At 65.4% G+C, this 14,719-nt stretch carries 13 protein-coding genes and 1 rRNA gene; 13 read left to right on the forward strand and 1 reads right to left on the reverse strand.

Features of this window, described 5'->3' with window-relative positions:
• The first annotated feature begins 13 nt into the window (after positions 1 to 13).
• From argJ to tyrS, 12 genes are all read left to right on the forward strand, one after another.
• The gene (argJ, locus tag CAURIS_RS05390) at positions 14 to 1,171 is read left to right on the forward strand and encodes a bifunctional glutamate N-acetyltransferase/amino-acid acetyltransferase ArgJ (RefSeq protein WP_290343181.1); all 1,158 of its coding nucleotides are present in this window, start codon (positions 14 to 16) and stop codon (positions 1,169 to 1,171) included.
• Positions 1,172 to 1,181: 10 nt separating this feature from the next.
• Complete coding sequence (argB, locus tag CAURIS_RS05395; RefSeq protein ID WP_290343182.1) at positions 1,182 to 2,129, forward strand: acetylglutamate kinase; 948 nt, start codon at positions 1,182 to 1,184, stop codon at positions 2,127 to 2,129.
• The gene (locus CAURIS_RS05400; protein ID WP_290343183.1) at positions 2,126 to 3,307 is read left to right on the forward strand and encodes an acetylornithine transaminase; all 1,182 of its coding nucleotides are present in this window, start codon (positions 2,126 to 2,128) and stop codon (positions 3,305 to 3,307) included. The genes argB and CAURIS_RS05400 overlap by 4 nt, the downstream gene beginning before the upstream one ends.
• Before the next feature lie 15 nt (positions 3,308 to 3,322).
• Positions 3,323 to 4,273 carry an ornithine carbamoyltransferase gene (argF, locus tag CAURIS_RS05405; protein ID WP_290343184.1) on the forward strand — a complete coding sequence of 317 codons (951 nt, stop codon included), beginning with the start codon at positions 3,323 to 3,325 and terminating at the stop codon, positions 4,271 to 4,273.
• Positions 4,270 to 4,755 (forward strand): arginine repressor, encoded by a 486-nt coding sequence (locus CAURIS_RS05410; protein ID WP_290343186.1) that lies wholly within the window; start codon positions 4,270 to 4,272, stop codon positions 4,753 to 4,755. The genes argF and CAURIS_RS05410 overlap by 4 nt, the downstream gene beginning before the upstream one ends.
• A gap of 31 nt (positions 4,756 to 4,786) precedes the next feature.
• Entirely contained in the window at positions 4,787 to 5,989 is a 1,203-nt protein-coding gene (locus CAURIS_RS05415) for an argininosuccinate synthase (RefSeq protein WP_290343187.1), read from the forward strand.
• The gene (gene argH, locus CAURIS_RS05420) at positions 5,990 to 7,423 is read left to right on the forward strand and encodes an argininosuccinate lyase (protein WP_290343189.1); all 1,434 of its coding nucleotides are present in this window, start codon (positions 5,990 to 5,992) and stop codon (positions 7,421 to 7,423) included.
• 97 nt (positions 7,424 to 7,520) lie between these two features.
• The gene (locus tag CAURIS_RS05425; protein WP_290343190.1) at positions 7,521 to 8,648 is read left to right on the forward strand and encodes a hypothetical protein; all 1,128 of its coding nucleotides are present in this window, start codon (positions 7,521 to 7,523) and stop codon (positions 8,646 to 8,648) included.
• Entirely contained in the window at positions 8,645 to 10,225 is a 1,581-nt protein-coding gene (locus tag CAURIS_RS05430) for a VWA domain-containing protein (protein ID WP_290343191.1), read from the forward strand. The genes CAURIS_RS05425 and CAURIS_RS05430 overlap by 4 nt, the downstream gene beginning before the upstream one ends.
• Positions 10,212 to 10,877, forward strand: coding sequence for a hypothetical protein (locus CAURIS_RS05435; RefSeq protein ID WP_290343192.1), 666 nt, complete (start codon positions 10,212 to 10,214; stop codon positions 10,875 to 10,877). Before CAURIS_RS05430 ends, CAURIS_RS05435 begins: the two co-directional genes overlap by 14 nt.
• Positions 10,874 to 11,047 carry a Trm112 family protein gene (locus CAURIS_RS05440; RefSeq protein WP_290343193.1) on the forward strand — a complete coding sequence of 58 codons (174 nt, stop codon included), beginning with the start codon at positions 10,874 to 10,876 and terminating at the stop codon, positions 11,045 to 11,047. The genes CAURIS_RS05435 and CAURIS_RS05440 overlap by 4 nt, the downstream gene beginning before the upstream one ends.
• Positions 11,048 to 11,065: 18 nt before the next feature.
• Complete coding sequence (gene tyrS / locus CAURIS_RS05445; protein WP_290343194.1) at positions 11,066 to 12,331, forward strand: tyrosine--tRNA ligase; 1,266 nt, start codon at positions 11,066 to 11,068, stop codon at positions 12,329 to 12,331.
• A 75-nt stretch (positions 12,332 to 12,406) separates the two neighbouring features.
• Here tyrS and CAURIS_RS05450 read toward each other — a convergent pair whose 3' ends face one another.
• Positions 12,407 to 12,895, reverse strand: coding sequence for a hypothetical protein (locus CAURIS_RS05450; protein WP_290342792.1), 489 nt, complete (start codon positions 12,893 to 12,895; stop codon positions 12,407 to 12,409).
• Between the two features lie 22 nt (positions 12,896 to 12,917).
• On the opposite strand from CAURIS_RS05450, the gene CAURIS_RS05455 reads away from it, so the two are divergent.
• A 16S ribosomal RNA gene (locus CAURIS_RS05455) occupies positions 12,918 to 14,433 on the forward strand.
• Positions 14,434 to 14,719 lie beyond the last annotated feature (286 nt).

Consider the following 14,719-nt stretch of genomic DNA (forward strand, 5'->3'; position numbering starts at 1 on the left):
GAAGGAGTTCCCCATGACGGGAGTAACCACGCCGCGGGGTTTCCGTGCCGCGGCGACGACGGCGGGGATCAAGCCTTCGGGCAACCCCGATATGGCCCTCGTGCTCAATGACGGCCCCGAGAGCGTGGCCGCGGCCGTGTTCACCCGCAACCGCGTTGTCGCATCCCCGGTCAAGGTCTCGCGCCGCGCCGTCGCGGACGGCGCACTGAGAGCGGTGGTGTACAACTCCGGAAACGCCAATGCGCTCAACGGAAAGCAGGGGGACTCCGACGCCGCCGAAACCCAGCGGTGTGTTGCCGAGTCGCTGGATATCGAGCCCGGCGAGGTCGCGGTGTGCTCCACGGGGCTGATCGGTGACGTACTGCCGATGGAGAAGGTGCGCTCGGCCATCCCCGCGCTCGCGGCCGGGCTCGATACCGCGGGCGGCGCGGAAGCGGCCCGGGCAATCATGACCACCGACACCGTTGCCAAGCAGGCCCACGCCGAGTACGACGGCTGGTGTGTCGGGGCCATGGGCAAGGGGGTGGGCATGATGGCGCCTTCTTTGGCGACGATGCTGGTGTGCGTGACCACGGACGCGTCGGTAAGCGCGGAAGCCCTTGATCTAGCACTGCGGCGCGCGACGGCGGCCACCTTCGAGGTTCTCGACATTGACGGCACGACGTCGACGAACGACACGGTCATCGCCATGGCTAGCGGGGCCAGCGGTATCACGCCCCCGCAGGCGCAGCTCGACGCCGCGCTGCTGCAGGTCTGCGAGGCGCTGGCGGCGCAGATGCAGGCGGATGCCGAGGGGGTGACCAAGCGGGTGAGCATCACCGTGTCAGGCACGGGCACCGACGAGGAGGCCCGCGAGGCAGCGCGGACCATCGGGCGCGACAACCTGTTCAAGTGCGCGATGTTCGGCTCCGACCCGAACTGGGGCCGCGTTCTGGCCGCCGTCGGCATGGCGCCGGCGGCGATGGACCCGGACAACATCTCGGTCAGCTTTAACGGCAGGCCGGTGTGCGTGGCGTCGACGGGCGCTCCCGGGGCGCGCGAGGTGGACCTCAGCGGCGCCGACATCGACGTCGTGGTCGACCTGGGCACCGGGGGAGCGGGGCGGGCGACCGTGCGCACCACGGACCTGTCGCACGCCTACGTCGAGATCAACTCGGCCTACAGCACATAGGAGGTAGCTGATGAACGAGCAACTGGTGACGCTGAACAACGAAACGCGTGCGAACGTTCTCGCGGAGGCCCTGCCGTGGCTGCAGCATTTTCGGGACAAGATCGTGGTGGTTAAGTACGGCGGCAACGCCATGATTGACGAGGAGCTCAAAGCCGCTTTCGCCGCCGACATGGTCTTTTTGCGCACGGTGGGCGCCAAGCCCGTCGTCGTGCACGGCGGCGGGCCGCAGATCTCGGCGATGCTGACCCGGCTCGGCCTTGACCAGGGCGAGTTCGTCGAGGGCTACCGCGTGACCACGCCGGAGATCCTCGACGTGGTGCGGATGGTGCTTTTCGGCCAGGTCGGCCGAGACCTGCTGGGCAGGATCAACTCCCACGGGCCGTACGCGGTGGGCACCTCCGGGGAGGATGCTGGCCTGTTCCGCGCGGCGCGGCGGCTCGTCCGCGTCGACGGTGAGGACCTCGACATCGGCCTGGTGGGCACGATCGTGGACGTCAACCCCTCCGCCGTCATGGACATCATCGAGGCGGGGCGCATCCCCGTCGTTTCCGGTATCGCCCCCGGCGAGGACGGCAATGTCTACAACATCAACGCAGACGAGGCGGCCGGAGCTCTCGCTGCGGCGATCGGGGCGGAGCGCCTCGTCGTTCTCACCAACGTGGAGGGGCTGTACACCGACTGGCCCAACAAGGATTCTCTCCTTTCGCGCATCGAGGTCGGGGACCTGGCGGCGATGATGCCCACGCTCGATTCCGGGATGATCCCGAAGATGCAGGCGTGCCTCACCGCAGTGCAGGGAGGGGTCCGGGCGGCCCACGTCATCGATGGGCGGCTCGCCCACGCCGTCCTGCTCGAGCTGTTGACCATGGGTGGTATCGGCACGATGGTGCTTCCCGACGCCTTCGATGCCGCCAATTACCCTGAGGGAACCGTTTTCCGGAAGGATGATCGCGCATGAACGCATCCGCTGTGAAGCAGTGGGATGAGGTGCTGATGAACACCTACGGCACCCCGCCCATCGAACTGGTCTCCGGGCGCGGGGCGTGGGTCGAGGACGCGGCGGGCGCACAGTACATCGACCTACTCGCCGGCATTGCAGTCAACGCGCTTGGCCACGGCCACCCGGCGATCGTCGAGGCAGTCGGAGAGCAGGTCGCCCGGCTCGGCCATGTGTCCAACCTCTTCGCCTCCGGGCCGGTTGTGCGCTTGGCGGGCCGGTTGAAGCAGAGGTGCGGCGACGACTCCGCGCGCGTCTTTTTCTGCAACTCCGGCGCCGAGGCCAACGAGGCCGCGTTCAAACTGGCCCGCCTCAGCGGCCGACGCCGTGTGCTGGCCGCGCACCACGGCTTCCACGGGCGCACGATGGGCTCCCTCGCGCTGACCGGCCAGCCCTCCAAACGGGCGGTGTTCGAGCCCCTCGCCCCGAACGTGGAGTTCTACCCCTACGGCGACGCCGACTACCTGCGCGCGCTCGTGGAGATGGACCCGACCTCGGTCGCCGCCATTTTCCTGGAGGCGGTGCAGGGCGAAACGGGCGTTGTCCCCGCGCCCGAGGGCTTCCTTCGCCAGGTGCGCTCGCTGTGCGACGAGCACGGCATCCTCATGGTCGTCGATGAGGTGCAAACCGGCGTGGGGCGCACGGGCCGCTTCTTCGCCTACGAGCACGAGGGTGTCGCCCCCGACGTGATCACGATGGCCAAGGGACTTGGCGGGGGGCTGCCCATCGGAGCGGTCATTGCCCGCGGCGGCGCCGCCGAGCTGTTCGGCCCCGGCGCGCACGGCACGACTTTCGGCGGCAACCCCGTGGTGTGCGCAGCGGCGAATGCCATGCTCGACGTCGTCGACGATGCCTTTATCGGCGAGGTGGCGCGAAAGGGCGAGGAGTTCGCCCGCCAGCTGCGCGCACTTGACGGCGTGGAGCAGGTGCGGGGGCGCGGGCTCATGCTTGGCGTCGTGTTGGGAAAGCCCGTGGCCAAGAAGGCCGTGGCCGCCGGGCTCGAGCACGGCGTGATCCTCAACGCGCCGAGCGATACTGTGCTGCGCATTACCCCGCCGCTGGTGATCACGGACGAGGACATCACGGAAGCAACCCGCCGCGTCGCGCAATCGCTGAACCAGGCCGCGGCCCAGAACTAAGGAGGAGGAAAACACATGACACGTACGACCCGGCATTTCCTTGCCGACGACGACCTAACCCCCGCCGAACAGGCGGAGGTGCTCGAGCTCGCCGCCGAGCTCAAGCGCGAACCCTTGTCGCGCCGGCCGCTGGAGGGGCCGCTTTCGGTCGCCGTGCTGTTTGATAAGACATCGACACGCACTCGCTTTTCTTTCGACGCGGGCATCGCCCACTTAGGCGGGCACGCCATCGTCACCGAGACGGGCAACTCGCAGATGGGCAAGGGGGAGACGTACCAGGACACCGGCGCTGTGCTGTCGCGCTACGTCGAGGCGATCGTCTGGCGCACCTACGCCCACCAGAACCTCGAGGATATGGCGCAAACCGCGACCGTCCCCCTGGTCAACGCCCTGTCGGACGACCTGCACCCCTGCCAGATCCTCGCGGACCTGCAGACCGTGGTGGAAAACCTCTGCCCCGAAAAGGGCCCCGCGGGGCTGCGGGGGAAGAAGGCCGTCTACCTCGGCGACGGAGACAACAACATGGCCAACTCCTACATGATCGGCTTCGCCACCGCGGGCATGGATATCGCCATCGTCAGCCCCGAGGGCTTCCTGCCGAAGAAGCAGTTCGTCGACCGGGCAGAGGCCCGCGCCGCGGAAACCGGGGCGACGGTCACCGTGACCTCCGACCTGGCCGCAGTGGACGGCGCCGACGTGGTGATCACCGACACGTGGGTGTCCATGGGCATGGAGGGCGACGGCAAGGACCGCCGCACCCCCTTCCTGCCGTACCAGGTCAACCAGGCAATGATGGAACGCGCGGCTGAAGGGGCGATCTTCCTGCACTGCCTGCCCGCCTACCGCGGCAGCGAAGTCACCGCCGACGTCATCGACGGCCCGGCCTCCCGCGTCTTCGACGAGGCGGAAAACCGCCTCCACGCCCAGAAGGCACTTCTGGTGTGGCTCCTGGAGCACCAGGAATGACCCAGCCGATATCGCGCACGGCACGGCAGGCGCGGATCCTCGAGATCCTGGAAACGACACGGGTGTCCAGCCAGGTGCAGCTGTCGGGGATTCTCCAGGCGGAGGGGATCGACATCACTCAGGCCACCCTGTCGCGCGACCTCGACGAGCTCGGCGCGAAGAAGGTTCGGCCAGCCGATGGCGGCGGCGCCTTCTACAGCGTCCACGCCGAGGCCGGTCCGGCCCAGTCCGGCCCGCGCGAGAAGCTGCGGCGCATGCTCGACGAGCTTGTGGTCACCGCCGACCATTCTGGCTCGATCGCGGTGCTGCGCACCCCGCCGGGGGCGGCGCAGTACTTGGCCAGCTACATCGACCGCGTTGGCCTGCGCCAAGTGGTCGGGTGCATCGCGGGCGACGACACGATTTTTGTCCTCGCCCGCGACCCGCTCACCGGCGCGGACCTGGCGCAGCTGCTGATGGCCGGAACGCTATCCTCAACATAGAACTTTTTATCCCACTGAAAAGGAGATTTTCATGACCAACCGCGTAGTCCTCGCGTACTCCGGCGGACTCGACACCTCCGTGGCCATCCCGTACCTCGGCGAGATGCTGGAGGGCGACGTAGTTGCCGTCGCCCTCGACCTCGGCCAGGGCGGGGAAGACATGGAGTCCGTGCGCCAGCGCGCCCTCGACTGCGGAGCCGCGGAGTCCATCGTCATCGACGCGAAGGACGAGTTCGCGGAAGAATACTGCGTGCCCGCGATCAAGGCCAACGCCTTGTACCAGGGGGAGTACCCTCTGGTCTCGGCTATTTCCCGCCCGCTCATCGTCAAGCACCTGGTCAAGGCGGCGCAGGAGCACGGCGGCACCCACGTCGCCCACGGCTGCACGGGCAAGGGCAACGACCAGGTCCGCTTCGAGGTCGGCTTCCTCAACCAGGACCCGGACTTGGAGATCGTGGCGCCGGCGCGCGACTACGCGTGGACGCGCGACAAGGCCATCGCCTACGCGGAGGGCAAGGACCTGCCCATCGAGCAGTCCGCCGCGTCCCCCTTCTCCATCGACCAGAACGTGTGGGGCCGCGCGGTGGAGACCGGCTTCCTTGAGGAGCTGTGGAACCCGCCGACAAAGGACCTTTACTCCTACACCGAGGACCCCGCCCTCGGCAACGCCGCCGACGAGGTCATCATTTCCTTCGAGGCGGGCGTCCCCGTCGCCATCGACGGCCGCCAGGTCAGCGTGCTCGAGGCCATCGAGGAGCTCAACCGCCGCGCCGGCGCCCAGGGCATTGGCCGCCTTGACATGGTGGAGGACCGCCTCGTGGGCATCAAGTCCCGCGAGGTCTACGAGGCCCCCGGGGCTCTGACTCTCATCACCGCGCACAAGGCCCTCGAGGACGTCACCGTCGAGCGTGAGCTCGCCCGCTACAAGCGCCTCATTGAGGCGCGCTGGTCCGAGGAGGTCTACGACGGCCTCTGGTTCGGTCCCCTGAAGCGTTCCCTCGACGCCTTCATCGACTCCACTCAGGAGCACGTCACCGGCGATATCCGCCTGGTGCTGCACGGTGGCCGCGCGACGGTCAACGGCCGACGTTCGAACCACTCGCTCTACGACTTTAACCTGGCCACCTACGACACCGGCGACACCTTCGACCAGACGCTGGCCAAGGGGTTCGTGCGCCTGCACGGCCTGTCGTCCCAGATTGCCAACAAGCGCGATCGGGAGGCGGGCAAGTAGATGGAGCGCCACGCCACCAACGAGGGCGCGCTGTGGGGCGGCCGTTTCTCCGGCGGCCCCTCCGAGGCGATGTTCGCCCTGTCCGTGTCCACGCACTTCGACTGGGTCCTGGCGCCCTACGACGTGCTTGCTTCCAAGGCGCACGCCAAGGTGCTCAATAGGGCGGGCTTGCTTTCCGACGCTGACCTGGCGACCATGCTCGACGGACTCGACCAGCTGGGCCGGGATGTGGCCGACGGCTCCTTCGCCCCGGCGCCGACCGACGAAGACGTCCACGGCGCGATGGAGCGCGGCCTCATCGACCGCGTCGGCCCGGAGGTCGGCGGGCGCCTGAGGGCCGGGCGCTCCCGCAACGACCAGGTCGCCGCGATGTTCCGCATGTGGTGCCGCGACGCCCTGCGCGGAATCGCCCTCGACGTCGCCGACCTCATCGACGCGCTCGTCGAGCAGGCGCAGGCTCACCCGGACGCGATCATGCCGGGCAAGACCCACTTCCAGGCGGCACAGCCGATCCTTCTGGCGCACTCGCTGCTTGCCCACGCGCAGCCGCTGCTGCGCGACCTGGAGCGGATCCAGGACGCCGACAAGCGGCTGGCGGTCTCGCCCTACGGCTCCGGCGCGCTGGCGGGATCCTCGCTCCAGCTGGACCCGGAGGCGATTGCCGCTGAGCTCGGCTTCAACTCCGCCGCGGACAATTCGCTCGACGGCACGGCCTCCCGCGACTTCGCCGCCGAGACGGCCTACGTGCTCGCGCAGATCGCCGTTGACCTATCGCGCTTCGCCGAGGAGATCATCGCCTGGTCCACCCCGGAGTTCGGCTACGTCATGCTCGATGACGCCTGGTCTACCGGGTCCTCCATCATGCCGCAGAAGAAAAACCCGGACGTTCCGGAGCTGGCGCGCGGCAAGACCGGCCGCTTGATCGGTAACCTCACCGGGCTGATGGCCACCCTCAAGGCGATGCCCCTGGCCTACAACCGGGACCTGCAGGAGGACAAGGAGCCGGTGATCGACTCGGTGACGCAGCTGCGCACCCTCCTGCCCGCGATGACAGGCCTGGTGTCGACGCTGGTCTTCCACGAGGAGCGGATGCGCCAGCTTGCTCCCGCCGGGTACACGCTAGCGACGGACCTAGCCGAGTGGATGGTGCGCCAGGGCGTGCCCTTCCGCGAGGCGCACGAGGCCTCCGGCGCGTGCGTGCGGCTCGCCGAGTCGCGGGGCGTGGATCTCGTTGATTTAACGGACGAGGAGTTAGCGGGCGTCGATAAGCGCCTGCTCCCCGAAGTGCGGGAAGTGCTGACCGTCGAAGGGGCGGTCGCCTCGCGCGCGACGCGGGGCGGTACCGCGAAGGTGCGCGTCGAGGAGCAGCGCGAGCGCGTCCGGGAAGCGGCGAGCCAGTTTCGCGAATGGGCGGGGAAACCTGTGCGTTCCTAAGTAATATGGGCGCATGACTGTTCCCATCAGTTCAGGTTCGCATAACAATATTGCGACGCCGGGTACGAAGCCAAACTCCAAGCGCCGAGGGCGGGGAGTGTCCATCGTGCTCGGCGTCGTCCTCGTTGGAGTGGTCATTGCGGCCGTGGTGCTCGGCCGGGGTGGGGAAACGAATGACGGCCGAGAGAACGGGGGGAGCGCGCGGGCGGGCCTCACCTCGGTGCACGGGGTCATCGGCTCCGAAAAGCGCGGCTTCTTCGAGGACCCGGAGGTGGTCGAGCGCTTCGCCGAGCTGGGTTACGAGGTCTCAGTTTCAACCGCGGGCTCGCGCAAGATTGCGACCGGGGTGGACGTGGCCGCCCAGGATTTCGTCTCGCCCTCTTCCGCCCCCGCCTCCCAGAAGGTCGTGGAGCAGGTGGCCGGCGCGAGCGTCGAGTACCCCTTCTTTTCCCCGATGGCCGTGGCGAGCTGGCACACCATCGCCGACATCCTCCTCCAGGAGGGGGTGGTGCGCGAGGAGGGCGGCGCGTACGTGCTCGACGTCGGGGCGTACGTGGACCTGGCCCGGTCGGGAGCGCGGTGGCGCGACTTGAGTGAGGCGTTTCCCTCGCCGCGTTCCGTGCAGATTCGCAGCACGGACATCCGCACCTCGAACTCCGCCGCGATGTATTTGTCCCTGCTGGCGTGGGAGTTCGCGGAGCGCGACAGCGCGCGGGCGGATGACGCGGGTTACCTCATCGGCGAAATCTCGCCGTTTTTCACTGGCCAGGGGTACTCGGAGTCGACGTCTTCCGGCCCCTTCGACGAGTACCTCGCGCAGGGGATGGGCGCGGCCCCGCTGGTGATGGTCTACGAGGCGCAGTTCATCGGCGAGCAACTGCGCCCGAATTCCCGGATCCGCAACGACATGGTGCTACTTCAGCTCAGCCCGACGGTGCTGGCAAACCACGGCATTGTCGGTGTGACAGAGGAGGGCAAGGAGATCGGCCGCCTGCTCACCCATGACGAAAAGCTGCAGAAGCTCGCGGCCCGCCACGGCTTCCGGCCGGCGACGGCGGGCTCGCTCGCCGAGGAGATGGAGGCCCGCGGCCTCGCGCCACCCACTGACTACATCAACTCGGTTGACCCGCCCCACTACGACCGGCTGGAAAAGCTTATCGACGGCACTGGCACGCGCTACGGCGTCATCGCCCCGCCGCCGGCCGAGGAGGAGACAGAGCAATGACACGATTGTGGACGATTCTCGGGGCGGCGTTGGGCGTGGTAGCGCTCACCGGGTGCTCCCTCGGTGAAGACCTCGGTGCGGGCGGACCCGCCGGGGCCCCAAACTCGGGCGAACTGACCATCGTCGCTGCTACCGTGCTGAGCGACCTGACGGGCCTGTCCGACCAAGCGGCCGAGGACCTCGGCTTCGGCATAACGCTCGAGTTTCCCGGCGGCACGCTGGACAATTCGCAGGCGCTGAGCCGCGGGCAGTTCGATGGGGAAGTGGACGCCACCTGGTTTGCCACCAACCGCTACGTGCACCTCATCGGCGCGTCGGACAAACTGGCGGACGAGACGAAGATCGCCTCCAGCCCCGTCGCGTTCGGGGTGTGGGAGGAGACGGCGAAAGAGCTCGGCTGGGACGCGCAGCAGCCGACGTGGGCGGACTTCGCGCAGGCGGCGCAGGAGGGGAAGTTCACCTTCGGCATGACGGACCCCTCGGCCTCGAACTCCGGTTTTTCGGCACTTGTGTCGGTGGCCACCGCCGTCGCGGATACCGGCCAAGCCGTGGGACCGGCCGATGTTGAGCGGGTTAGCCCGACCCTGGCCGCGCTGTTCCACGCGCAGTCGTTGGTCTCGGGCTCCTCGGGTTGGCTCGCGGAGGCTTTTGCCAGCGAGGCGGACCGCGCGGACGCGATTGTCAACTACGAGTCGACGCTGCACCAGCTGCGCGACCAAGGCCACCCGATCTCCGTCATCGTGCCTTCCGACGGCGTGATCACCGCCGATTATCCCTTGTCCACCTTGGCGAACCCCGCTCACCCGGACGCCGCCGACAAAGTCAAAGCCTTCGCGGACTGGCTTATCGAGCACCAAGAAGACATCGCGCTGACGTACCGCCGCCCGGTGGAAGCCGTAGACACTCTCGCAGCGGAGATTGAAGCCCAGCAGGTCATTGAGCTTCCCTTTCCTGCGAATCAGGGCGTGGTCGACGACCTGCTCCTCGCGTACAACAACGAGTACCGCCAGCCGGGTACTACCACCTTCGTCCTCGACACCTCGGGCTCGATGGTGGGCGAGCGCATGGAGTCGCTGCGCGCGATCATGCTGTCGCTTGTCGACGGCTCCGCGTCCACCCTCATCGGCGACGTCTCTTTCCGCGACCGCGAGTCGGTGACCTTCCTGCCGTTTAGCGACGAACCGCGCGAGCCGTTCACCGTGGAGTTCGACCGCGACAACCCGAAGGTGATCACCGAGGTCAAAGCCTATTTGCACGTCCAGACGCCGATCGGATCGACCGCGATGTACTCGGCGCTTTTGGACGCTCTCGAGGCGACGGACACCTCCCAGGGCATCCCATCGATCGTCCTGCTTAGCGACGGCGAAGCGAATGTCGGCCCGAACTATTCTCAATTCGAGGCCGCCTACCAACGCCTGCCCGCCGAGAAGCGACGGATCCCCGTCTTCGTCATCCTGTACGGCGAGGCCAACCGCAAAGAGATGGAGAAGCTTGCCGGGCTAACCGGTGGCGCGGTGTTCGACGCCTTGGGCGGCGACTTGGAGGCGGCCTTTAAGGAGATTCGTGGCTACCAGTAAGCAGTCCGGGGGCGGTTTTTCGGAGTTCCTCCGCTCGCGCAAAAACCAGGTCGGCATGGTGTGCGCGATCCTCGTCGTGGTGCTGCACATCGCTTTCGGCCTCGGGTTTTTGTGGCCAATCGCCGCCGTCGCCGCCTACGGGGCCGGCGGCGCGCTCACACCGCCGCAGAAGCAGAAAGAGCTGCCCCCGGCGCCGCTTGTGCCCACACCGCAACTCCTCGAAGACGCGTACCGGCGCACCACAGCCCAGCTCAGGCAGGCGGAACCCGTGGACGACGTGCTCTACCAGGCCTATGCACTGGAGGACAACATCCGCTTCGTTCTGGGCCAGTGGGAGCACCTGGAGCCCACCCCGCAGCATAGGCAGACCATCTGGAACATCGTGAAAATCTACTACCCAGAGGTTGTGGGGACCTACCTCGCCGCCCCGAACTTCCGCGAGGAGCGCGCCGTCGCCGTTGTCGTCGACTCGCTGAGCACGCTGACCCAGGCCGCCGAGCGCATCAAGAACGGGATTGTCGAAGACAACCTGCGCGCGATGGACTCTCAGGCGAACTTTCTGAGTGTTGAGCTCGGTGAACTGCCCGGGTTGGACGACGCCTACTCCAACGATGATGCCCCCGACCCCGGCGGGTACGATCGACCGTCATGAGCCTAGATCCGACGTTGCTGGAGATCCTCGTCTGTCCGCAGGACAAAGGCCCGCTGGTCTACGACGAGGACGCGCAGCTGCTCATCAACGAGCGGCTGGGCGTCGCCTACCGCATCGAGGACGGCATTCCGGTGCTTTTGAGCAGCGAGGCCCAACCCCACCCGAAGTAGAAAGAGCGTGAACCGAGTATGACCGCACCCGTGAACATCGTCGACGAAATCGAGTGGCGTGGATTGGTCAACCAGTCCACCGACCTTGACAACCTGCGCCAGGCCACGGCTGAGCCGATCTCGCTGTACTGCGGCTTCGACCCGACGGGGCCGTCCCTCCACGCCGGCCACCTGGTACCGCTGCTCATGCTGCGCCGTTTCCAGCTCGCCGGGCACCGGCCCATCGTCCTCGCGGGCGGCGCCACCGGCATGATCGGAGACCCGCGAGACGTCGGCGAGCGCTCGATGAACTCCTCCGACACCGTCGCGGAGTGGGCGCAACGCATCTCAGGTCAGCTCAGCCGGTTTGTCGACTTCGACGGCCCCAACGGCGCCCTTCTGGTGAACAACAACGACTGGATCAAGGACTGGACCGTCATCGACTTCCTGCGCGACGTGGGTAAGCATTTCTCCCTGGCCACTATGCTCGGGCGCGAAACGGTCAAACGCCGCTTGGAGTCCGACGGAATCTCCTACACGGAGTTTTCCTACATGCTGCTCCAGGCCAACGACTTCGTTCAGCTGCGCCGTAACCACGACTGCGTGCTGCAGGTCGGCGGCGGTGACCAGTGGGGCAACCTCGTCGCCGGCGTGGACCTGAACCGCCGCATGGACGGCGCCCAGGTCCACGCGCTGACGGTGCCGCTTGTCACGGACTCTGAGGGCAAGAAGTTCGGCAAGTCCACCGGCGGCGGTTCGCTGTGGCTCGACCCGGACATGACCAGCCCGTACACCTGGTACCAGTACTTCGTGAACACCGCTGACGCCGACGTCATCCGCTTCCTGCGCTGGTTTACCTTCCTCACCCGCGAGGAGCTTGACGAGCTTGCCGTCGAGGTCGAGCAGCGCCCCTTTGCGCGCGCGGCCCAGAAGCGCCTCGCGCGGGAGATGACCACCCTCGTCCACGGAGCAGATGCGACGGCGGCGGTCGAGCTCGCCTCCCAGGCCCTGTTCGGGCGCGCAGAGCTTTCTGACCTCGACCGATCGACGCTTGAATCCGCGGTACAGGAGACAACCGTCTACGAGGCCTCGCGCGAAGACACGATTGTGGATTGCCTGGTGGGCACAGGCCTTGCCGACTCGCGCGGGGCCGCTCGCCGCTCCATCAAAGAGGGAGGGGTCTACGCCAACAACGTCCGCGTCGAATCGGAGGAGTGGGCCCCTGCTGCCGAGGACCTGCTGCACGGCGAGTGGCTAGTGCTGCGCCGCGGCAAGAAGAACTTCGCCGGCGTCAGGTTCGCCTGAGCTTGTCGACGTGGTGTGTGGTGTGTTGTTTTTTGTGGGTTGTGCTGGGGGTTTGTGTTGTGTGTGGGGTGGGGGTTAGTGTTTTGTTTCGTCGCCGTGAGGCGAGTGAGGGTTGATAATTACAGAGTTGGTTGCCGGAGTTAACGTTGAGTTTGACTTGTGGTTACCGGTTGTGTAGATTGACTCTTTGCTGCTTGGGTGGCCCGGTTGGGTTGCTTGGGTGTGCGTGTGTTGTGTGAGAACTCGATAGTGTGCCAATGTACTTTTGTTTGTGGGTTGGTTGTGTGCTGCTTGCGCTGGCTGCTGCTGTTTTGTGGTGGTGGTTGGTGTGTGCCGGCGGGTGGTGTCTGAACCATTGATGGGATGCTGCTTTGTTGGTGTTTGTGGTGCGTGATTGATTCGCGTTTTTGCAGATACTTTGTGCCGCCCCCCGTTTTTTGTTGTGCCCTCGTCGGGTTGGGGGGTGGTTGGTAATTTTTGGATGGCCAGTTCTGCTGTAGTCCTGCCTGTGTTGGTGGGGTTGTGGTGGTGTTGGTTTGTTTTGGTTGGGTTTGGGCTTTTCACGGCCTGTTTCTTGTCGAAACTTTTTGTGGAGAGTTTGATCCTGGCTCAGGATGAACGCTGGCGGCGTGCTTAACACATGCAAGTCGAACGGAAAGGCTCCCGCTTGCGGGGGTACTCGAGTGGCGAACGGGTGAGTAACACGTGGGTGATCTGCCCTGTACTTCGGGATAAGCCTGGGAAACTGGGTCTAATACTGGATAGGACTGCTGGTTGGTGCTGGTGGTGGAAAGCTTTTGCGGTATGGGATGAGCTCGCGGCCTATCAGCTTGTTGGTGGGGTAATGGCCTACCAAGGCGTCGACGGGTAGCCGGCCTGAGAGGGTGTACGGCCACATTGGGACTGAGATACGGCCCAGACTCCTACGGGAGGCAGCAGTGGGGAATATTGCACAATGGGCGCAAGCCTGATGCAGCGACGCCGCGTGGGGGATGACGGCCTTCGGGTTGTAAACTCCTTTCGCCAGGGACGAAGCGTTTTGTGACGGTACCTGGATAAGAAGCACCGGCTAACTACGTGCCAGCAGCCGCGGTAATACGTAGGGTGCGAGCGTTGTCCGGAATTACTGGGCGTAAAGAGCTCGTAGGTGGTTTGTCGCGTCGTTTGTGTAAGTCCATGGCTTAACTGTGGGACTGCAGGCGATACGGGCATAACTTGAGTGCTGTAGGGGAGACTGGAATTCCTGGTGTAGCGGTGAAATGCGCAGATATCAGGAGGAACACCGATGGCGAAGGCAGGTCTCTGGGCAGTAACTGACGCTGAGGAGCGAAAGCATGGGTAGCGAACAGGATTAGATACCCTGGTAGTCCATGCCGTAAACGGTGGGCGCTAGGTGTGAGCCTCTTCCACGGGGTTCGTGCCGTAGCTAACGCATTAAGCGCCCCGCCTGGGGAGTACGGCCGCAAGGCTAAAACTCAAAGGAATTGACGGGGGCCCGCACAAGCGGCGGAGCATGTGGATTAATTCGATGCAACGCGAAGAACCTTACCTGGGCTTGACATGCACTGGATCGGGCCAGAGATGGTCTTTCCCTTTGTGGCTGGTGTGCAGGTGGTGCATGGTTGTCGTCAGCTCGTGTCGTGAGATGTTGGGTTAAGTCCCGCAACGAGCGCAACCCTTGTCTTATGTTGCCAGCATTTGGTTGGGGACTCATGAGAGACTGCCGGGGTTAACTCGGAGGAAGGTGGGGATGACGTCAAATCATCATGCCCCTTATGTCCAGGGCTTCACACATGCTACAATGGTCGGTACAGCGCGTGTGCGATACTGTGAGGTGGAGCTAATCGCTAGAAAGCCGGTCGTAGTTCGGATTGGGGTCTGCAACTCGACCCCATGAAGTCGGAGTCGCTAGTAATCGCAGATCAGCAACGCTGCGGTGAATACGTTCCCGGGCCTTGTACACACCGCCCGTCACGTCATGAAAGTTGGTAACACCCGAAGCCAGTGGCCTGTCATGGGAGCTGTCGAAGGTGGGATCGGCGATTGGGACGAAGTCGTAACAAGGTAGCCGTACCGGAAGGTGCGGCTGGATCACCTCCTTTCTAAGGAGTTTTTGTTTTTTGTGTGCCCTGCAAGGGTTTTGTGGGGTGTGGGTGGTTGAGTGCCCGTGTGTGGTGCTGCCACTGTTTGTAAAGTCCGGGTGGACACATGCCGGCGCGGAAGGATAGGTTTCGTGCGTTGTGTGGGTGGTGTGCGACCTGTTCCTGCAAGCATTGTGAGTGTGTTGGTGCGCTGTTGGGTGTCTGGGACTTCACGCGTTGTGTGTTGTTTCATGGCTTGCGCTCTTGTGTGCTGCTGCTGTTGTGTGGTGGTGCGGGGGTGTGGGTG

The organism is Corynebacterium auris (assembly GCF_030408575.1).
Taxonomy (GTDB): domain Bacteria; phylum Actinomycetota; class Actinomycetes; order Mycobacteriales; family Mycobacteriaceae; genus Corynebacterium; species Corynebacterium auris.